At 53.5% G+C, this 20,050-nt stretch carries 15 protein-coding genes, 1 tRNA gene and 1 other RNA gene; 6 read left to right on the forward strand and 11 right to left on the reverse strand.

Annotation, left to right across the window (positions count from 1 at the left end; all coding sequences use genetic code 11):
- Positions 1-62 precede the first annotated feature (62 nt).
- On the reverse strand, positions 63-1,073 hold the full coding sequence (gene argC / locus SH678x_RS14355; RefSeq protein ID WP_496919143.1) for an N-acetyl-gamma-glutamyl-phosphate reductase: 1,011 nt from the start codon (positions 1,071-1,073) through the stop codon (positions 63-65).
- A gap of 493 nt (positions 1,074-1,566) precedes the next feature.
- Here argC and SH678x_RS14360 point away from each other — a divergent pair, with 493 nt between their 5' ends.
- Positions 1,567-2,580, forward strand: a complete 1,014-nt coding sequence (locus SH678x_RS14360; protein ID WP_496919144.1) for a choice-of-anchor A family protein — start codon at positions 1,567-1,569, stop codon at positions 2,578-2,580.
- A 90-nt stretch (positions 2,581-2,670) separates the two neighbouring features.
- On the opposite strand, the gene SH678x_RS14365 is transcribed toward SH678x_RS14360, so the two are convergent.
- The 4 genes from SH678x_RS14365 to SH678x_RS14380 all read right to left on the reverse strand — a co-directional run bounded on the left by SH678x_RS14365 (position 2,671) and on the right by SH678x_RS14380 (position 8,568).
- Positions 2,671-4,395: a TolC family protein gene (locus SH678x_RS14365; protein WP_496919145.1), complete on the reverse strand. Its 1,725-nt coding sequence runs from the start codon at positions 4,393-4,395 to the stop codon at positions 2,671-2,673.
- The gene (locus SH678x_RS14370; protein ID WP_496919146.1) at positions 4,392-5,723 is read right to left on the reverse strand and encodes an HlyD family secretion protein; all 1,332 of its coding nucleotides are present in this window, start codon (positions 5,721-5,723) and stop codon (positions 4,392-4,394) included. Before SH678x_RS14370 ends, SH678x_RS14365 begins: the two co-directional genes overlap by 4 nt.
- A 29-nt stretch (positions 5,724-5,752) precedes the next feature.
- Entirely contained in the window at positions 5,753-7,951 is a 2,199-nt protein-coding gene (locus tag SH678x_RS14375; RefSeq protein ID WP_496919147.1) for a peptidase domain-containing ABC transporter, read from the reverse strand.
- A gap of 543 nt (positions 7,952-8,494) precedes the next feature.
- Positions 8,495-8,568: transfer RNA gene (locus tag SH678x_RS14380), tRNA-Val, on the reverse strand.
- A 96-nt stretch (positions 8,569-8,664) separates the two neighbouring features.
- Here SH678x_RS14380 and SH678x_RS14385 point away from each other — a divergent pair.
- The gene (locus SH678x_RS14385) at positions 8,665-9,612 is read left to right on the forward strand and encodes a hypothetical protein (protein ID WP_496919148.1); all 948 of its coding nucleotides are present in this window, start codon (positions 8,665-8,667) and stop codon (positions 9,610-9,612) included.
- A 26-nt stretch (positions 9,613-9,638) separates the two neighbouring features.
- On the opposite strand, the gene SH678x_RS14390 is transcribed toward SH678x_RS14385, so the two are convergent.
- A complete protein-coding gene (locus tag SH678x_RS14390; protein WP_496919149.1) occupies positions 9,639-10,040 on the reverse strand; it encodes a hypothetical protein in 402 nt (133 codons plus the stop codon).
- A 109-nt stretch (positions 10,041-10,149) separates the two neighbouring features.
- On the reverse strand, positions 10,150-11,397 hold the full coding sequence (gene icd, locus SH678x_RS14395; protein WP_496919150.1) for an NADP-dependent isocitrate dehydrogenase: 1,248 nt from the start codon (positions 11,395-11,397) through the stop codon (positions 10,150-10,152).
- Positions 11,398-11,712: 315 nt separating this feature from the next.
- On the opposite strand from icd, the gene SH678x_RS14400 reads away from it, so the two are divergent.
- Both SH678x_RS14400 and SH678x_RS14405 read left to right on the forward strand, forming a co-directional pair.
- Positions 11,713-12,576, forward strand: coding sequence for a sugar phosphate isomerase/epimerase family protein (locus tag SH678x_RS14400; protein WP_496919151.1), 864 nt, complete (start codon positions 11,713-11,715; stop codon positions 12,574-12,576).
- A gap of 330 nt (positions 12,577-12,906) precedes the next feature.
- On the forward strand, positions 12,907-13,512 hold the full coding sequence (locus SH678x_RS14405) for a hypothetical protein (protein WP_496919152.1): 606 nt from the start codon (positions 12,907-12,909) through the stop codon (positions 13,510-13,512).
- A gap of 389 nt (positions 13,513-13,901) precedes the next feature.
- Here SH678x_RS14405 and rnpB read toward each other — a convergent pair.
- Positions 13,902-14,261: RNase P RNA component class A (gene rnpB, locus SH678x_RS14410), an RNA gene on the reverse strand.
- Between the two features lie 83 nt (positions 14,262-14,344).
- Here rnpB and SH678x_RS14415 point away from each other — a divergent pair.
- Both SH678x_RS14415 and SH678x_RS14420 read left to right on the forward strand, forming a co-directional pair.
- On the forward strand, positions 14,345-14,719 hold the full coding sequence (locus SH678x_RS14415; RefSeq protein WP_496919153.1) for a hypothetical protein: 375 nt from the start codon (positions 14,345-14,347) through the stop codon (positions 14,717-14,719).
- 872 nt (positions 14,720-15,591) lie between these two features.
- The gene (locus tag SH678x_RS14420; RefSeq protein WP_496919154.1) at positions 15,592-15,864 is read left to right on the forward strand and encodes a response regulator transcription factor; all 273 of its coding nucleotides are present in this window, start codon (positions 15,592-15,594) and stop codon (positions 15,862-15,864) included.
- 539 nt (positions 15,865-16,403) lie between these two features.
- On the opposite strand, the gene SH678x_RS14425 is transcribed toward SH678x_RS14420, so the two are convergent.
- The 3 genes from SH678x_RS14425 to SH678x_RS14435 are packed head-to-tail and all read right to left on the reverse strand — an operon-like array spanning position 16,404 to position 19,879.
- Complete coding sequence (locus SH678x_RS14425) at positions 16,404-17,321, reverse strand: transglutaminase family protein (RefSeq protein ID WP_496919155.1); 918 nt, start codon at positions 17,319-17,321, stop codon at positions 16,404-16,406.
- A gap of 48 nt (positions 17,322-17,369) precedes the next feature.
- Positions 17,370-18,389: an alpha-E domain-containing protein gene (locus tag SH678x_RS14430; RefSeq protein WP_496919156.1), complete on the reverse strand. Its 1,020-nt coding sequence runs from the start codon at positions 18,387-18,389 to the stop codon at positions 17,370-17,372.
- Positions 18,390-18,394: 5 nt separating this feature from the next.
- On the reverse strand, positions 18,395-19,879 hold the full coding sequence (locus SH678x_RS14435) for a circularly permuted type 2 ATP-grasp protein (RefSeq protein ID WP_496919157.1): 1,485 nt from the start codon (positions 19,877-19,879) through the stop codon (positions 18,395-18,397).
- Positions 19,880-20,050: the final 171 nt, after the last annotated feature.

Raw genomic sequence — 20,050 nt, forward strand, 5'->3', positions numbered from 1 at the left:
CGGGGCTGCCCAGTCCGACGCCATCCACAATCTAACCAAATCCGCCCATAAAAGTAATGCCGCTAGAGTAACGCCGTGGTCTCGGGAAAGCCATAGACGACGTTAAAATTCTGCACCGCGGCCCCCGACGCCCCCTTGATCAAGTTGTCGATCACGCTCACGATCACCGCCTTGCCACCAACCACACGGGCCGTAACATCGCAGAAATTCGTGTGACTGACGTCCTTTGTCCCTGGGAGATGGTCAACTATCCGCACAAAGGGTTCGTTCTTGTAAGACTCACGCAAAGTTGCCAGTAAACTCTCGCCGGTCGTGCCGGCAGGAACGTCGGCATAGGCCGTCACTAACTCTCCGCGATCCATTGGGATCAAATGCGGCGTGAAGATGATATTCGTCTCGACGTTGGCCCACGTGCTCAGGATCAGATCGATCTCTGGCGTGTGCCGATGCTTGCCGATGTTGTAGGGGGTGAGGTTCTCGTTCGCTTCGGGGAAGTGCAGATTCGGCTTGGGGGAACGCCCTGCGCCGCTGATGCCGCTCTTGGCGTCGATAATGATGCCGGAAGGCGAGATCGCTTTCGCTTTCAATAACGGAGCGAGCGCAAGTATGGCGGCAGTTGGGTAACAGCCGGGATTCGCCACTAATTGGGAACCACGAATCTGTTCGCGGAACAACTCGGGCAAGCCGTAAGCAATTTTTCCCAATCGAGCGGGGTCAGGATGCTCGACCTGATACCACTTTTCGTAAACCTGCGGATCGTTCAAGCGATAGTCGGCGCTAAAGTCGATAACGCGGCAATCCGCGGCGAGCAATTCGCTAATCACCGCTGCGCTTGCTCCATGCGGCAGGCAGCCGAATACGCAATCGGCCCGTTTGGCGACTTCCGCCGGTGAAAGATTCTCTAGCCGCAAGTCCAGCCGGCTCCGCAACGACGGATGCACATCGGCGACGTGCAAGTTGTCTTCCGAGCGCGTGGCAAGCGCGGTCACCTCCACCTCGGGGTGACGCAGCAAAAGTTCCAACAACTCGCGAGCCGTGTAACCGGTCGCGCCAAGTATCGCCACGCGAATCATACAAATTCCTGTGTTATTATCGGCGCGGACATCGCCGCTAAAGTCTCGCAAGTATAACCGGCAAATAGGCTTATCGCTACGTTTGGCACGATAAGATGCTCAGGGAAGACACGGCTGAAAATTGCCGGTTCGCATGCAGAAATTCAACTACCAAAAGCAGCTAAGGTACTTAGACTGGCACTCAATCTGCTCACCCGCGTAACCGGAACATACCATCCGCACGGCCTTTCAAAACCTACTTTTTGCGGCAGCCCCTAGTCGGGGGTTCAAACTCCGCCCAGCCGGGCTACGTATCAGATCGAAACCACCCGCCGGGACGAGCTCGTTTCTACTCTTTTCGTGGCAGGTATTTCCCGCCAACTTGTTGATAATTCCCCGCATTTCATTGTATTATGAAGATCTGCAACTTTGATCGTGAGGCCGATCATTCTCTCCCCTTGTCGCAGAGAATCTCGGAACCATCGGCCCCACACCGCACCTCTGGAGGCCGCTAATGAATCTTTTGAAATTCTGCGCACTTTCTCTAGCCACACTTGGCTCGTTTTGCGCTGTCGCCCTTATTCCCACCTCGGCTTCGGCGAGTTTCGTCAATCTAGGCCCAGCTGGCGACTTTAATGTTTACGTCATCAACGACAACACCCAATCCGGCAGCGATGCCGAAGGCCGCGTGGCCGTGGGTCGCGATGCTTTGTTTGGAGCATTCTCGGTGGCCAGCAACTTGGGTTCGTCAACCGACAACCTGATCGTTGGCCGCAATCTCACAAACAGCAACAACACACTCAAAGGTGGCTTGCTGGTGAACGGCAACGTCACTTGGACCAATCCAACCATTACCGGACGCGTTTCGGTCAATGGCAATGCTAACTTCAATGGCGGTGGCGGTCAGATTGGCACACCGGTCACGGTCGGCGGGACTTACTCAGCACCGAATTACTATCCCGTTGCCACGGTGGGAACAACTCCCCTGCCCTTCAGTTTCGACGACGTCTCCAGTTATCTCACCGACTTGTCCGACTTCCTCGCCGCCCAACCGATCAACGGTTCGACGAACATCAGTTTCAACAACATCGTGATGACCGGCAGCGACTCGTCGTTCAATAATTTTTACATCACGGCCGGTCAACTTGCCGCCGGTACTGGTCTGACGATCAACGCCCCCACGGGATCGACCGTGGTGGTCAACGTCGACGGTGCCGCTGCTGATTTCGACAATCAAGGAATCTTCCTCAATGGCGTCGACAAGCAGCGTGTGCTTTACAATTTCAGCAACGCCAGCACGCTCGGCATCTCGGGTATCGGTGTGTTAGGCTCGCTCTTGGCTCCACGAGCCGACGTGAATTTCGGCTATGGCAATATTGATGGCACGCTGATGGCCTACAATTTGACCGGCCCTGGCGAATCGCATCACTTTCCATTCCTGGGTGAGCTGCCGCCGATTGTGCCCGAGCCGTCGAGCCTAGCACTCTTGTGCTTGGGAACTTTGGGATTGCTGCGACGGACTCGCTAGTTTTTTAGCAGCTAAATCTTCAAGGCCTCGAATTTTTGCGAGCTTTAACTCGCCAAGGATTCGAGGCCTTTTTCTATGGATCAAATACAATCAATCAGGGATTCCAAGCATGATGGCCCGGTAGGTCAATTCATTGCCCATAGCAGCATTGAGTAACGCTATTGCCATGAAGTATTCCGCGGCGGCATCGATGGCCAACAATTCCGCATCGAAGGCAGCGATTTCACGTAAGTTGACGGTCAAGATATCGGAATCGCCGCGAGCTAAACGCTTTCTTTCCGCATCGGCCATTTCATCTGCGAGCTGAGCGCCTCGTTTCGCTTGCTTGAGAGCTGCTAAATTCGCATCGAGTGCCGTGCGGTAGTTTTGCACCTGAGCAACGATGGTTTGCTCTAATAGTTGTCGCTTTGCTGCTAGCTGGGCTAATTTGCCTCGGGCTGTTTGTAATTTTCCCAATGCCTCACTGCGCTGCAGAGGTACGTCAAGCAAGACGCCTGCTTCCAACTCGGCAGGCGATTTATCTCGCTTGAAGCTCGTCGGTGCTCCAACGTCCTGTGACGCCGTGAAGAGCCCAGTCATCGAGGGAAGTGTCAGATTGGAAGCTTGCTCGACTTCGACTCGTTGCTTTTCTTGTTCTAAACCGATGAGAATTAGTTCCGGCCGCGAACTCAACGCGATCGCAATCTGTTCTTCCTCGATGTCTTGTGCAAGCTCTTCCTCAACGGGAAAACCCGACGGCATTTGTTCTTGGGAAGCCAGCAGCGGGATTCCACGAGGATCGCGCAAGTACAAAGAGAGTTTGATGACCGCTTGTTGAAGTTTTCTCTCTGACTCGATGAGCTTGGCTTGTCGAGAAACGATCAATCGCTCGTTATCAACGATATCAATGGCCGCGATTTCGCCTTTCGCAACGCGTTGTTCGATGCCAGCTTGCCGTTCGACGGCGAGGTCCAGGTTCTGCTTGGAAATTTTGACACGCTGTCCGGCGGCGACCCACTCCCAATAGGCGATCGATGCGGCGCGAACAGAATCGATGACTTCCAGCTGAAAAATAGGTTCCGCCGATGCATTATCCAACTGCGCTAACAGGACTGCGGCGCGGCGTTTATCAATATCTCGGTCTCTCACAAACGGGACCGCGACCCCCACCTTAAATTCGCCCCCCGCGTTGGTCTGTCGTTCCAAATACCAAGGTTCAAACGACCCACGCCCTAATCGATACTCGGCAAAAGTTTGCGTACCATTCCATTGATACTGTTTGACGCCGAGTCGATAACGATAGTTCTCATAATATCCCAGCGGCTCGGTCATGATGTCGCCAAAGAGCATCTGGTCAAACTCGCCCGCTGCGCTCAATTGCTTTCCAGCCGTAATCTGCTGTTCTCGGGCTGCGGCATCCAGCGACGGGTAGCTAGCAAACACGGCCGTAATCACGTCATCGAGTGAAATTGGTGCATCCGGGGGCGGCAGTATTTCTGGAATCGCAACTTCTGGAATCGCAGCGGAATCAATTTCGACTTCGGCGGGATTCAGCAGCAACTCCGAGGGCATCGGCAGTTCCGTCGTTTGGCTCGCTTGAACGACAGGCGACTGAACTGTCGCATTCAAATCCTCTAGGAAAGTTGCCTGCAAATCGAGCGCAGTCGCCTCTGCCTGAGTTTTGGCATCTGACGTGAGGGAATCTATTGCTAGCGGTTCCGTTTTCGCGATGGTTGGTTTCGCGATGGTTTGTTGCGCGCGGACATCATCACGGGCAGAGCGACAGCCTATCGCTGCCGCTGAAATTGCTAGCAGGATCCAGAGAAGAGTCTTCAAAACTTGACCTTGGGAACTTTACTTTTTGAATCGTCGTCTTTTGGTTCCGAAGATGACACAACCGGAGGAAATCCGTTCAATTGACGCCAGAATTCGTAGCCTAACGTTACCTGATTTAGCAAAACCCACCCGTTTGCCCGGACACCTTGGCGGAGATAGTTGTCAGATGGCCATTCCGAGGCGTCATCGGGCAATGCCAGCACACGAAACTGACCTTTGCCATTGTCCGTTGCATCGACGTTGACAATGGTTCCGCCGAAGGTACCCACGGCAACGGAAGGCCAGCCAGCAAATTGCACGGCAGGCCAACCCTCAAACTGCAAGCGCACATGCTTGCCCGGTGTGACCAAAGGGGCGTCGTTTCCAGAGAGCCAAATTTCAACGGCCCGATCCGCGGTTTCTGGTACGAGGACAAATAGCGGATCGCCCTGCTTAACAAGTTCCCCTCCCTCGTTGGCCAGAAGTCGTACGAGCGTGCCATCACGAGGAGCAGTAATGACCTGGTTACGCTGCTTGGCCAATTTCCCTTCGATCTCGCTGAGTTCTTTTTCGGCGATCGCGACATCGCCCAGGGCTTTTTGGCGTTCGGCTTGGGTGGTAGCGATATAACCCGTTGCCTCACGCTCTTTTTGGCTGAGCATGGACTTTTTGGCTTCGAGCGCGCTTTCCGCCGAAGCAAGATAAGCGCTCGCTTGCTTGAGCTTGGCATCGGCCTCGTTAAGCTTTCGCTGCGCGATTTCCACATCCTGGGGTGAGGCCAGGCGATCTGCCAACAAGCTATTTTTTCTCTCAAAATAAGCCAGAGATTGGGTGTAAGCCGCTTCCGCGGCAATGATGCCTTGATTTTCGGCAATCACTTTTTGCTCGGCCATCTCGACTTCTTGGCGAGCGCCTGCGATTGCCATTTTTTGGGCATCCGTTATTGCTTGTAATTTTTCGGCGTAAGCCGAGGCCACAACCTTTGCCGCTTCGAGCTTTTGTTTGACGGCATCACGCTGCAATTCGTACCTCTGAAGTGCTTGGGGATCGACGTCGCGTATCTCGACGATTTTTTGGCCCTTTGTTACCTTCGCCCCTTCGCGAATTCCCTCGCCCCATTGATAGACGATGCCTGAAATATTGGCCTGAACCGTTTGTTGGCGTTCCAAAGGTGCATAAGCAACCACTTTACCGGTTCCTTTTACCGATTGTTGCCAGGGGGCAAACAACAGCGCAAACATGGTCATCACCATCAGTAGCATCAGCGCCTTGGCGATTCTTCGGGGGGTTCGTGGTGATGTGACCAATCGCAGTGCCGGGATGGCCCGCTCTTGATAGTGAGCATGCATGCGCAAAGCCCTTCTATATATGATGAAGCTTATAATTCCTGAGCCGTGGGAGAGCCTAAGGGTGAGATCGTCAACGTGCCGTCCAGGGAAAGCTCCAGTTGTCGTTCAAAGTAAGCGAGGACGTCTTGCCGGCCCGTTCCAATAATGACAGTCACGTCATACCCTGGCGCAAGCAATCCTGGCATAACTTTTCTCAGCGTATGGTCAGTCAATTTGTCGAGCAGGCCGTCGACAATCAACAAGCGTGGATGACCCGCCAAACCGCGAGCGATCATCAATTGCACGACCTGATCCGAGCAAAAAGGAGCGCCGTTTGTCTGGACCGTCGAAGCCAAACCGTCAGGCAAATTGAGCATGTCATCAAGCAAACCGACCGATTGGAGCGAATTGCGCATGTCCGACTCGCTCACTTCGCTGCGCCCGATATGCAAGTTTTCAGCAATGGTTCCAGCGAAGACTTCGACATCGCGTAGCAGCACGACTTGAGCACGTAAACTATCAAGCCGCAGGCGACGAATATCGTGGCCATCCACTTCCACTTGCCCATAAATGGAAGTCTGATAGCCAGCCAATCCTTCCAGGAGTTCTGCTCGTCCTGCTAAAGACTCGGCAACGATTGCCCACTTTTGCCCGGGCTTAATTGTGATCGCTGTGGATTCCGCGGAATGATTCGTCGCGTCTGAAGCATGAGGCCCGTTGTGAATGCGCACCAAAATTCCAGACTCCGTTCTCGGTAGTTCAATGCCGTCGATACGCTCCAGGGGCATGTCGAGCAAATGACCCAATTTGTCCATCGATGCCATGACATCATAAAATCCTTCAAGATGCTTGCCTATTTTTGCAAAGGAACCCACGATCAGAGTCACAATCAATTCCGCGGCTACAAGTTGTCCCAGAGTCAGTTGTCCGTTAATGACCAGCCAACCGCCCAGGCCCAATAGCACGGTGCTGGCGAGCGCCTGCACGAACAATGCGCATACGATTTGACGGATGAGAATTCGGAAATGGCTGGCCCGAGCAATCAAATACTCGGTGACAAATCGATCAGCTCTGTCGAGTGCAAAGGCGAGCCCGCCCCGGGAGCGAAAGAGCGTTGGATGTCTCGCTAATTCCTCAAGCCAACTTGCTGTCTTGTACTTCTGTCGCGATTCATCGATGCTGGTCGCAACGGCATTACGGCCCAAGAAGAAAACGATGACCGCCATCAACAGGATTAAGAAGGCGTCGAATCCCAAAAATACCGGGTGGTAGAAGGCAATGACGCTCATGCCCACTACGGTCTGAAGGACCAGTGATGTCCCGTCGAGCAGGAGTTGTGTTGTCACCTTTTGAACCGTAACCATTTCAAAGTAACGATTCACAAGCTCGGGACCATAATGTGTTTGCCAAAAATCGGCCTGCACGCGGGGGATCCTGTACGCCAGATCAGCCGTGACGCGAACAAACAGCCGCCTTTGAATAATTTCGGCAACATAAGTCTGCACCGCACGTAGGCAGGCTGAAAATGCCATAAAAACAAACAGGATCGCTGCTAAAACAATCACCGGCTGCACGAATTGACCAAACGCAACCGTATTGACCAAGGCTTCAATCGCAATCGGTGTGGAAAGCGCGAGAACACCGACAAACAACGCAAAAACAAGGATGACTGCGATATCGCTTTTTTCGGGCGCGAGCAAAGTCATATATCGCGCGAGCGGCTTCCGTTCGTGGTGGTCCTCCGAGGCCAGGGCACTGCACGGATAGCAAGACTGTAGCGACAACCACTGGACCGCCCCTGTCGCGCTGTCAAGTAAAGAGCGAATGGCTTTACCACTTGATCGACGAAAGTCACCGTTGGCGTTCGAATCCACAAGTTGGATGTGGCCATCGCCGTGATCGACGAGCAACAGCCAGCTCAATTCTCCATCAGCATTTCTCCAGACGGCTCCTACAGGCGCTCCGTAACGCACAAGGTGACCTGCCTCCTCCGGAGATATTTTTAAATGGTCGATGCGGATTTTTAGAGACGGCCCTGTAGCGATTAACTTGGCCGTGTAATCTTCCAGATCAAAAGATTCGCCTTGTTGATCAGAGTTCAGACCTCCGATCACTCGTCTGAGTTCAGCGCGATCAATTTGAAGATCCATTTCGACCGAAGCAAGAGTCAGAAACTCCAATACTGCCTCGGTCGACTGCGACTGCTGACCTAGAATATCGCCAGGACTTTCCATAGCACCTGAATTCATGCGTGTCTCTCAGCTGGATTGCTCCACCAATGACATGCTGCCATCAGTAATCAGTTAGTTAAGCTGCTCGGCAACGCTCTCACGATTCATAAGTCTTCAGAAGGACCCCGCATTCATTGGACTTGATAAACCCGGAAGCTTTGCAAAATTAAGGCCCCAGTTTACAAGTAATTCCAAAATGTTGCGTCCCCACTGAATAAGAGGACAAATCCAGTCCTAAGTCGAGAGCAATTCGGGAAGAGCTTGCCCAGATTATCGCTGCATTGAGAGGCTTTCCGAATGCCTCCCAAGATAAAACGGCGTGCGACGTTTAATTTCTAATTCTTAGCCTCTCTGCCTCATGCAGCTAAAGAATAGTTGCTGCCGAATCTGAAACCAGAGCGGGCAATGAGGGACTCGAGCTTGCATAGATTTTCTCGATGGAAACGATAGCTTTTAGTTAGTGCACCGTAGGGCACGGACGCGTTGAGCGGAAGGGACCGGAGGCCCAAAAGTCTAAAGCCTAGTTTTTCTGCAGCATCCATCATGGTGCGTAAAACCTAGTGGGCGATGAGGGACTCGAACCCCCGACATCCACGTTGTAAGCGTGGCGCTCTAACCAACTGAGCTAATCGCCCGAACTTGTTTGACAAGCTTGGTTTCCCAAGCATAGGACAGTATCTTGTGCCAGAAGGTGACTGTCAATCCAACGGATTTTCGAGGAGTGGTCCACAGTGCTGGAATTGCTAACCTGTTTGCTACTGACCGTACATTTGCTGGCCATGAATCTCGCGAGCGCGGGGCCGCTGGTGTGTGTCTGGCTGGGCTCGCGCGATGACGAAAGAATCTGTCCTCTCGGGCGAAGGTTGGCCTGGTGGTCGGTGGGGGCATTCGTGATTGGAATGCTCACCGGCGGCGGCATGCTCCTCTCGGCCAACAGCACGGGATTGTCAGCGGCGCTGGCTCGCTTTCCCGCCAGGGCGTATTGGTTTGCCGGCGCGGAGTTGCTGTTCTCGCTCGTGGTGACGCTTTTGATCGCCGGGGCCTGGAGAAAATTGAACCGCTGGGGCCTAGCTGTTCTCGCATTCATCACAGCGACCAATCTGCTTTATCACTTTCCGCCGATGATGGCCGTCATCGGCCAACTCGCTTCCAATTCGCGCTGGGCGAGCGAAGCCGTCATCGATCGCCCTACGCTTTTGTCGCTCATGGAACGTCATGAAGTGCTGGCCTTGTCTTTTCACTTTGCACTATCCTCATTTGCTGTCGCGGGAATTGCCGTCTTGCAGTTGATTTCGCAACAGCACGAAGAACCAGCAGGCACAACAAAATCACGTGCTCGCGGAGCGGCGGGTCTGGCGCTGGCTGCAACGCTGGCTCAAATCCCCATTGGTCTTTGGCTGTTGATGAGCTTGCCCACTCCCGCGCAAACTTCACTGATGGGCGCAAGCCTGTGGGCATCACTCACTTTTATGGCCGCGCTTATCACGTCGCTGGGCTTGCTGCAAAGATTATTGATGGTTGCAATCGGCGAAACAGATCGGCAAAGCCTGAAACGAGTCGTTTCGCTATTATGCGGTGTCGTGCTGTTGATGACGCTCTCGCTGCGAACCTCACGGCCGACCCCTCGTACGGATACAGAAACAAAAACAGCCTCGACCCAACAGGCCGAAGCTGAATAGTTTTTAGAACTGATGCCAAGTCGAGATTACTTGGCGGGTTCTTTCTTGGCGTCTTCCAGGGAGCCGCCGGGGAGCTTTCCTTCGCTGATCAATTCGCCAAAGGTGGGGCTTTTGTCATCGCCCGCTACGCTGTGCATATCGGCAACTTTCTTCAGTGATTCCACGATCTTCTCGGGGTTCTTCATGTCCGCCTTTTTGTCAAGCAGCTTTGCCAGCTCTTGGCCGTAGACGTTTTGATTCTTGCGAAGTTTGCCCTGATGACAAGTAAAGCAACCGGCCTTCTTCACTTCCTTACCAAAGTCAGATTCTTTGTCGGAAGCGTAGAGCGTAATGAACTCTTTTTGAAATTGTGGTATGGCCTGCGCGGGCTTAGTTAATGTCAACAAAGCCAAAACCGCAAGACAGAGAACGGAAGCAATCTGGCGCATAGAGAAAAACCTCTTCGAATTAAGGGTTCGTGAAACAACCAGTAGAATCGCGTCGGAAAGTGATGTCAAGTTAACCAATTTTTATTCAGTGCCGCGACTCGTCGCAGCTTTATCCCATGTGCTTAACGATCGCGTCGCCGAATTCGCTGCACTTCACCAACTTCGCGCCGTCCATCAAACGTTCAAAGTCATAAGTGACCGTCTTAGCGCTGATCGCTCCGTTGAGTCCCTTAACGATAAGGTCGGCCACTTCAGTCCAACCGAGGTAACGGAACATCATCTCACCCGAAAGAATGACCGAGCCGGGGTTCACTTTGTCCTGATCCGCATACTTGGGCGCCGTGCCGTGGGTTGCTTCAAAGATCGCGTGGCCGGTGTCGTAGTTAATGTTCCCACCAGGGGCGATGCCGATACCGCCCACACAGGCCGCAAGCGCGTCGCTGATGTAGTCGCCGTTGAGATTCAACGTGGCGATAACATCGTAATCTTCGGGCCGGGTCAAAATCTGTTGCAGCATCGCGTCTGCAATGACGTCTTTGATGACGATCTTCTTGCCCGTTTTGGGTGACGTGAGCTCGCACCAGGGACCGCCGTCGAGTTCCGTCGCGCCGAATTGTTCCTTCGCGCACTGATAGCCCCAATCACGGAAGCCACCTTCGGTGAATTTCATGATGTTGCCCTTGTGAACCAGCGTCACCGAGCGGCGATCATTATCAATCGCGTATTGGATCGCTGCTTTGACAAGCCGTGTGGTCCCTTCCTGGCTGACGGGCTTGATGCCGATGCCCACCGTGTTGGGGAAACGAACTTTCTTCCAACGATCGGGAAACGCTTCGGAAAAGAGCTTGCTGAACTTCTGGCAATCTTCGCTGCCAGCTTGGAACTCGATACCCGCGTAGATGTCTTCGGTGTTCTCGCGGAAGATCACCATGTCGGTCTTTTCAGGTTCACGAACCGGCGTGGGGACGCCCGTGAAGTATTGGACCGGTCGCAAGCAGACATATAAATCAAGAATCTGTCGCAGCGCGACATTCAACGAACGAATCCCGCCGCCAACCGGCGTGGTGAGCGGCCCCTTGATACCGACCAGCAACGTGCGAAACGCATCAAGCGTTTCGTCGGGCAGCCAGTTCCCCACGGCGTTGAATGACTTTTCGCCGGCGAGGACTTCCTTCCAGACGATCTTTCGTTTGCCCCCGTAAGCCTTTTCGACCGCGGCATCGAACACACGTTGGCTAGCCCGCCAAATATCAGGTCCCGTGCCGTCACCTTCGATGAAAGGAATGAGCGGGTGGTCGGGCACCAGCAGGCGGTCCCCTTGCTTGGTGATTGGCTGGCCTGCGGCAACGTCAGTCATCGTCGTGTGCTCCAAATCTCAAAAATCGTTTCTAGATAAACTACCGACCTTGGGCCGGCGTGGGACAAGCAGCCGATTTTCGGTTGACTCCCGCAAGTGAGTCAATGGGCTCAGGCCCAGACCTGACGACGTTTTCCCGGAGTTGTCCTGTCAGAATCCCAGTCCTATACTCGCCCAAGAGGATCTCGCTCGCATCATTCTCATCCATTTGGCTTATCACAAAGGGAATCAGTTATGTCGTTTTCGTCCAATCGCCGAGATTTCTTGGCAACCATGGCCGCTACAGGGGCTGGTCTTTCGCTGGGGAGTTCGCCGATGACGCGTTTATTTGCCGTAGAGTCCAAGAGCGAGCCGTTCAAAATCTCGGTGGCTGAGTATTCGCTGCATAAAATGATCGCCAAGGGGGAACTCGATCCCCGCGATTACGGCCCATTTTGCAAGGAGAAATTCGACGTCGATGGCATCGAATACTGGATGGGACCCTACGCCGATAAGGCCAAAGATCTCGCCTATATGGATGAAATGCAGAAAAAGTCCGAGGACGCCGGGTTAAAGCAGCTGCTGATCATGGTCGACATCCCCGACGGGAAGGGCGATCTTGGAAATCCCGACGAAAAACTGCGGCAAGTTGCCGTTGAAGAGCACTATCAGTGGGTAGAGGCCGCCAAACGAATGGGCTGCCACTCGATACGGGTAAACGCCCGCTCGGCCGGTTCGAAAGAGGAGCAGGCCAAGCTAGCAGCCGACGGCCTGCGCAAGCTCAGCGAATTCTCCGCACCTTATGGTATTAACGTTATCGTTGAAAACCACGGCGGCTATTCCTCGGACGGGGCCTGGTTGGTGGGGGTCATGAAAGAAGTGGATCTTCCCAATTGCGGGACTTTGCCCGATTTCGGCAATTTTTTCGTCGATCGCGAAAAGGGTGTGGAATACGACAAATACAAGGGTGTCGAGGAACTTATGCCTTACGCCAAGGCCGTGAGCGCAAAGAGCCATGTCTTCGACGCCGAGGGGAACGAATCGGAAATCGACTATTTCCGGATGGTCAAAATCGTTCTCGATGCGGGCTACCACGGCTACCTGGGCATCGAATGGGAAGGCCAGACGCCTGAATCAGAGGTCGAAGGGGTTCTGTTGACCAAGGCTTTGCTCGAGCGGATCAGAAGTGAAATGGCTTGAGCCAAACTTAAAGAAATCAGCACTTCGAAAAAAGGCGTCCCTTGGGACGCCTTTTTTGTTGGAATCACCGAGAATTGCAGCTTCGATGAGGCGTCCCTCGGATGGGACACCAGACTGGACACCCGAGAATTCGGGAAAGACTGCCGTGCACAAAAACTAGGCACGAGCCGCAGCGCATGACCTAAGCAGTAGCTGCCCAAAAATAGGCACGAGTCGCACATCGACGTAAGTGCAAGCAGTGCAAGGGCCTACGTGATGCATTTGCCCGATAGCAAATAGTGGAAGCAAACACGGAGGCCGCAGCGGCCCTTCGGCCACAAATCCTGCTGAATGCGTAAGGAGACCATTAACATGCTAGCCCAATCTCAGGAAACCTATCGGGAAGTCCTACAAGTCGCCGACAACCTTTATCGCCAAGACCCCGACTGGGTCACTTTCTTCCGGGAAGTTGTTGGCATCGACGGCATCATCCGCAAGAAATTCCCCTCTTTTGAAGAACTGACCAAGTTCGAGCAAACCGACGAGTTCGACCGGATTCAGAAGATGCTGGTAAAACTCCGCGAAAAGCGAAATGCTTCGGATCCCGAAACCGAGCCCACGCGCGTGATTACGGTACGCCTGCCCAAGAGCATGCACGAATACCTGCGGACCGAGGCCCATGACCTGCGGACCAGCATGAATAAACTCTGCATTTCCAAGCTGCTCCAAGTGATTGGCGAGGAAATGATCCCCAACGAGCGTTCGGCCACGCCTGAATCGGCCCCGGCCCCTGCCCCGCGGCCAGTGACCAACCACAACCACTTGGGTGGCCCGGCCACGACGCCGTTCACACAGTCGACACCATCGGCTCAGGGCGGTTACCAACCCAACTTGCAAAGCACGCCGCAGCCCCAAACCGCGACGATGCCGTTCAAGCCGTCCCAGCCACGCTTTTAATTAAGCGTTGCCGTGAAATTTCGTAGATAGCAGCAGGATAGCCTCGGCCGAACTTATCGGCCGGGGCTTTTTTCGCGCGTTCAACAGGATTTTCTACAGGAGGGAGCAGAGTAAGCAGAGAAAGACGAATCCATATAAAGTCAGCAAGATGCCAGCATTGTGAATGCAATTGGATTGCATTCACAATAATGCTAGCTATTTCCTAAGGTCATTCTGAGAGGAGTTCTGCGAATCGAAGAATCTGGCTTCAATCATTTTACGTTTTCTACACGTGGAAGTGCTGCAAACTAGATCCTTCCGTCGGCAAGCCTCTCTCAGGATGACCCATGGGCAACTTTTTCTCTGCTTCCTCAGCTCACTCCTGTAAATCTCTTCCTTAAAAGAGAAAAATCCGGAGAGGACCATAAGCCGGGTTCTGTCTCGCCGAAGCGAGTGGCGACCATTCCTCTACGACCACGGTTGCCCGTGGCCTCTAGCAACCTACCCGAGAGTCATGGCGAGTCGGACCGACTCTGCTCTCTGCTTGGTCTTGCACCGGGTGGGGTTTACCGAGCCAAGCGAGTCACCTCGCCTGCTGGTGCGCTCTTACCGCACCTTTTCACCCTTACCGCGCGAACGCGGCGGTTTATTTTCTGTGGCACTTTCCCTAACCTCGCGGCCGGTGGGCGTTACCCACCACCCTGTCCTATGGTGCCCGGACTTTCCTCCCGCCCGCGCAAGCGCGAACCGGCGATCGCCCAGTCCTCTCCGGAAATAATATGATAACCGAAAACAGGGCGAGGCGTAGCTCGCTGGCTACCGGGTGATTACTAAAAAGCGCTAAACTTGCTACATGAACGCAGAACCTTTACTTCATCGCATCGCCAAAGTACTAGCCGAGCATCGTCTGGAAACGGTTATGATTGGCAATTCCGCCGCAGCTCTGCATGGTGCGCCAGCGACCACGCTCGACATCGACTTCATGTTCCGCAACCCCCCCGCCAATTTGACCAAACTCAAAAAAGTGGCGCGAAGTTTGGATGCGAGTATTCTTAAGCCCTATTATCCTGTCTCGGATTTTTATCGAGTTGTGAACGACGACAACGGCATGCAACTCGACTTTATGGCGAGCTACATGGCATTCGCTCGTTTGAGGGTCTCAAAACCCGGGCGACTCGCGTCGACTTTGGCGATAACTCGCTGCTGGTTGCGTGCCTGGCAGATATAATCAAGAGTAAGCGAGCCGTGGGACGCAACAAAGACTTGGCGGTGCTCGATATCTTGGAGCAAACTCAGCGTGAACAAGAAAACAACAACGAAAAGTAATTCGCGCAAGCCCGACGCGCTTCGTCAAGAAAGCGACCGTGCTCTCGTGGAACAAATTCGCCGGCTCTTGGCGCTCCCCATGAACAAGCGGACTCACTTCTTGCCCGTGCGACATCCTGGTGGCGGTTCACATCTATAAGTTCACGACGTTTGGAAAGTTAGCTCGTCGAGCTACTGTCAAAACATTCTTGGTGCAAAAAAAGATGTCCACCTTCTGCCTGTTCAATTCATGTACAAAAGCTTGATTTGAAGCCGCGCAAATGATTCTGGCGCGAACTGTTTCGCGACTAACAAGACTCCCCCTCTCTAGAACTGACAGGTACGTTCAAACGCTACAATACAATAAAAACTTAGTAATTGTGGGCAACTATTTTCGATCTAACATATAACCATTAGCGTATTAATGTCTGATCGATCCCTACCATGAGTGCGATTAGGGAGTATGAATTTACCGCACTTTCTAATTGTCTTGCCGAGCAAGGCCGGGCAGTTCATAATTCGTCGCATACGGATAACCGAATCAGTTTTTAATTGCGGCGAACACCCATGGCGAAATAGGGTATATTAAGAATACTGATCCATCTAGGGTACTTGCGTTAATTGATTTTCCGTTAATGGGAAATCGAGAATGCGGTTAGCAGTGAGTACATGAACGATATAGGCTGACCACAACGTTTCGTGGTCTGGTACCCGGCTGTCAGGCAGCCAGGGATGCTTTCGTTCAACAAGTAAGTTAATAGTTGAGTTACCAAACAAGAGATTATGTCAAGCATCATGAAACACAGAATTGCGGCACTGACCCCCCGTCAGCTCGAAGTCGTGCGGTTGGTCAGTCTGGGATGTATCGTCGAGGAGATCGCGAACATTCTCGATCTAGCCGTGAGCACGGTCGACAATCACAAGGCCGCGGCGATGAAGACCCTTGGAACCGACAAGGCGACTCTGTTGACCCGGTTGGCGATCAAGTACAAGATCAGCCCGATGGACGACAAGTTGACGGCTGCTGAAAAGCGGAAAAGCGGCCGCAAAAACGACGGCTGGAACTAAGTTTCCCGGCCGATCTTCTGCAGATTCTGATGCAATTTTTGCATTCCCGTATGTTGCTGCGCTGCGATTTGATATGGCGCGAAAGTGGCTGATTGTTAAGAAATCGTGTAGGGGGGATGTCGTAAATACTTCATCCCCCCTGTAAGTGTTGCAATTGGCACATGGTCTCCGCGCGACCGCTAGCGGCACTTGAGGCGGCGATTGGCAGTAAGACGTAGGGACTGGGAAATTTCTGCGTACCGGAAAAAGAATTTGCGTCAGGGACTTCCGCTAGCAAACCCCCGGCATTAGATTCGCGTAGAGACAAACTATCGGAACGGAGCGATCGTGCCTGTCGCGGGGCGGGACGGTCGCTGACCAAAGGAGTTTGAACTGGGAGGCTTTGATGCTCAGTCCAGCATTGTTGATCGCTTGCGTCGGTTTTGTCGTCTATTGCACTCTTGATATCGTGCGCTCACTGCCCGGCAGTAGCGAAAGTTAAAGCCCGGTAGAAGTGAGAGCTAAGCGTCTGCTGATTGAGCGTCGCTTTTTCTCATCAATCATCCGGCCAGCACGATCTGCGCTTCTTTCTTCACGCCTACCATGGCAGGCGCGGCAACTCCCTCTATGGTGGGGTCATCCAGGCGTTCGATCATGACCTGGGTTTCCAGCGTCGAAGTCACGCCATTGCCACGATATGTGCCACTCGTGGGAGCCGCATCCGCCGAATCACGCGCTGCAGCCACCGCTACGTGGCGGTCGGAAACGGCCAACCCAATCGTGGGATCAAATCCGCGCCAACCTGCGCCAGGTAGATACACTTCGGACCAGGCATGGAGATGCCGCTCGTCCCGAAAATCGCTGTAGCCGTATCCGCTAACAAACCGCGCGGGGAGTCCAACCAAACGGCAAATCTCGTTGAACAGGATCGCTTGATCTCGGCAGGCACCGCTGCGCTGCTGCCAAGTGGTTTCCGGATCGTAGGCGGCACCTTCCTGTCGGACGACGGTTTCGAAGTCGCGATAGATTCGCCCCGTAAGCTGTGTGAGAAACGCCAGCGTATCTCCGCCTGATTCCTGCAACACTTCCGATGCCAAGCGGCGCAATACGTCCGAGTCGGTCATGGGGGCGGCAAAGTGATTCCACAACGGATTGGATTGGTCGCAATGCCGTAGTGGCAAGGTCACCGCCTCGGGAGCCATCAAGAAATTGAACGGATTATTGAGCAGAGTTTCGACCACGCATTCGGTGGTGACGGTCAGATTGGCCGTAAAGCCTTTGAACCAGCAACGGGTGACGTCGTTGCCATGCAAATCTTGAAAGTGAGTGATGCCCGTCGGCTCGGGTTGAATTCGTAAGCGAAACCGCTCAAGTCGCTGGAAACTATCGTTGCGGGGCCGCAGGCGAATGGTCAGAGGTTCACAGTAAACAGCTTTGTCATAGCGATACGTCGTAACGTGCCGAATTTGAAGTAACACGCTGGGTTCCTTGACTGGGTGATTGGACAAAGGAATTGAAGGCGGAAACTAACTCTGCGACTGCAATTGCTTGTTGTGGTTGAGAGATTGAAACTGCTTCATGCTGTTGCTGTACGATTCAATGGGCCGCATGGCAAAAAAGGTTTCGTAGATCGCGTCGCTCAAATCATTGAGCCGCGTTTGCAAATCGTCGACGAACTCGTGCAAGCCGCGGGAAATGATTTCCGGAGCTCGGGCATAGGCAAGGCTCGCGTGGAGGTGGCCCAACTGCTGCTCGGCGGGATTGCTAAAGCCCCCCAAAGCGGCCCCCGAAATCGCGTGGAGCGATTCATTCGCTTTGGTCAGGCAATACAGCACCGCCCGGGGAAATTCCCGGTCCAAAATCAGAAAATCAACCACGCGGTCAGGCTTAATCTGTCCGTGGCGTTGGCGATACATCTCGAATGCGCTGGCCGATCGCAGAAGCGCCGTCCAGTGCAAATCGTCATAGGCCGTGCCGACGTCCTCGGGGCTGGGCAAGAGCATCAGGTATTTCACGTCCAGAATTCGCGAAGTCTTATCGGCCCGCTCGATCAGGTGAGCCATCCGGCATAAGTGCCAACCTTCGCCGTGCGTCATCGTGGCGTCGGTCACACCGACAAAATGCTGTCCGGTGTAGCGGATCTGCTCGTAGAAATCGACCAAATGCTCCAGGCTTTGGCTTTTGCCGTGCGTTTCTTGCACCATCAAGTAGAAGCGATTGATGTGCTCCCACATTTCCGACGAAATGATCTCGCGAATGCTACGGGCATTCTCCCGAGCCGCATACAGGCAAGAAATGATCGAATTGTGATTTTCGTGATCGCCTGTCAAAAAATGGAGCACATTCTGCCGGGTCGCATCGGTGTACCGTTCTTGAAACTTGTCGTAATCGCCGGTCGTCAGCACCAATGGCAACCATTGCTCACGGGCATTGCCTGGCAAGTCGAGAATCAAATTCAGATTCACCGAAATGAAACGGGCAACGTTTTCCGCCCGCTCGACATAGCGGCTCATCCAGTACAAAGATTCAGCAACACGACTGAGCATCGGACTTACTCTCCATCCAAAACCCAGGTGTCTTTGCTGCCGCCACCCTGCGATGAGTTCACCACAAGCGAACCCTTGGTAAGCGCCACACGAGTTAACCCGCCGGGCAAGACATGAATTCCACGACCGTAGATAATGTAGGGCCTCAAATCCACGTGTCGGCCTTCGAGGCCATTTTCCGTGAGGATCGGCACACGCGACAATTCCAGCGTCGGCTGAGCGATGTAATTGCGGGGATTGGCTTTGATCAAATCGGCGAATTGGGCCCGCTTTTCAGCAGTCGATTGCGTACCGATGAGCATGCCGTACCCACCCGATTCGTTGGCGGGTTTCACGACGAGCTTATCTAAATTGGCCAGAACATAGTTGCGCTGCTTCTCATCCCAACATAAGTATGTGGGAACATTCGGCAGGATTGGCTCTTCCTTGAGATAGTAACGAATGATGTCGGGAACGTAGGCGTAAACGACCTTGTCATCGGCAATACCCGTGCCCGGCGCGTTTGCCAAGGCGATGTTGCCGTTGCGGTAGACGTTAAACAGACCTGGCACGCCAAGCATCGAATCTTTGCGGAACGCCTCCGGGTCGAGGAAATCGTCATCCACCCGGCGATAAAGCACGTCGATCCGCTCGAAGCCGTAAATGGTCCGCATGAACACAAAACCGTTGTTCACAACCAAATCCCGGCCTTCAACGAGCCGCACGCCCATCTGCTGGGCGAGATAGGAATGCTCGAAATAAGCTGAGTTATAAATACCCGGCGAAAGCACCGCCACGGTCGGTTGGTTGGACTGGCCTTCCATCAAATACTGGAGCGAATCCAACAACTTGCTGCAGTAATCCACCACGGGTTTGACACGCAACTGTTCAAACAACTGCGGGAACGTCTGCTTCATCAATTGGCGATTCTGCAGAACGTACGACACACCCGAAGGGCAGCGCAAGTTGTCTTCCAGCACATAAAGCTGACCGTCACCCCCACGGACCAAGTCGGTGCCCGTGATATGGCACCAGATTTTTTTCGGTGGGTTCAAGCCCACGCATTGTTGCCGGAACGATGGGGCCGACAAAATCACATGATCGGGAATGACCCGATCTTTAAGAATTTGCTGACGATGATAAATATCGTCGATAAACATATTGAGCGCTAAGATGCGCTGTTTGAGACCACGATCGATCCACTGCCACTCTTTGCTCTCCATGATGCGGGGAACAATATCGAAGGGGATCGTTCGCTCGGTGCCGCGCTCGTCGCCGTACACATTGAACGTTATGCCCAGCCTCACCATAGCCCGATCAGCCGATTGCTGGCGAAGCCGCAGCTCTTCGACGGACATTTTCTGGAGATGATCATAGAGCAAGTCGGCCTGCTTCCGCGGCCGACCTTCCTCATCGAACATTTCGTCGTAGAACCCCTCATTAGCATACTGGGGTAACGTGTCTGACGTAGCCAACGGTCGAGATTCCAGAGTTTGAGAGGCTACAGACATGGAGTTAGGACTTCATTGCATGGTAGAAAGAGAAGGGAGCGCACTCCGAGCGCCTCGCCTGATTCTATGCATGCAAATTGTGCGCCCACATCCGCAACCTCGAAATAAGTGTCCAACAGTTAAGGAGTTAGATTGTAGCAACTTCGACGGGACTCGCAAAAGTGCCTGTTT

The sequence above is a fragment of the Bythopirellula superficialaquae genome (assembly GCF_059632245.1).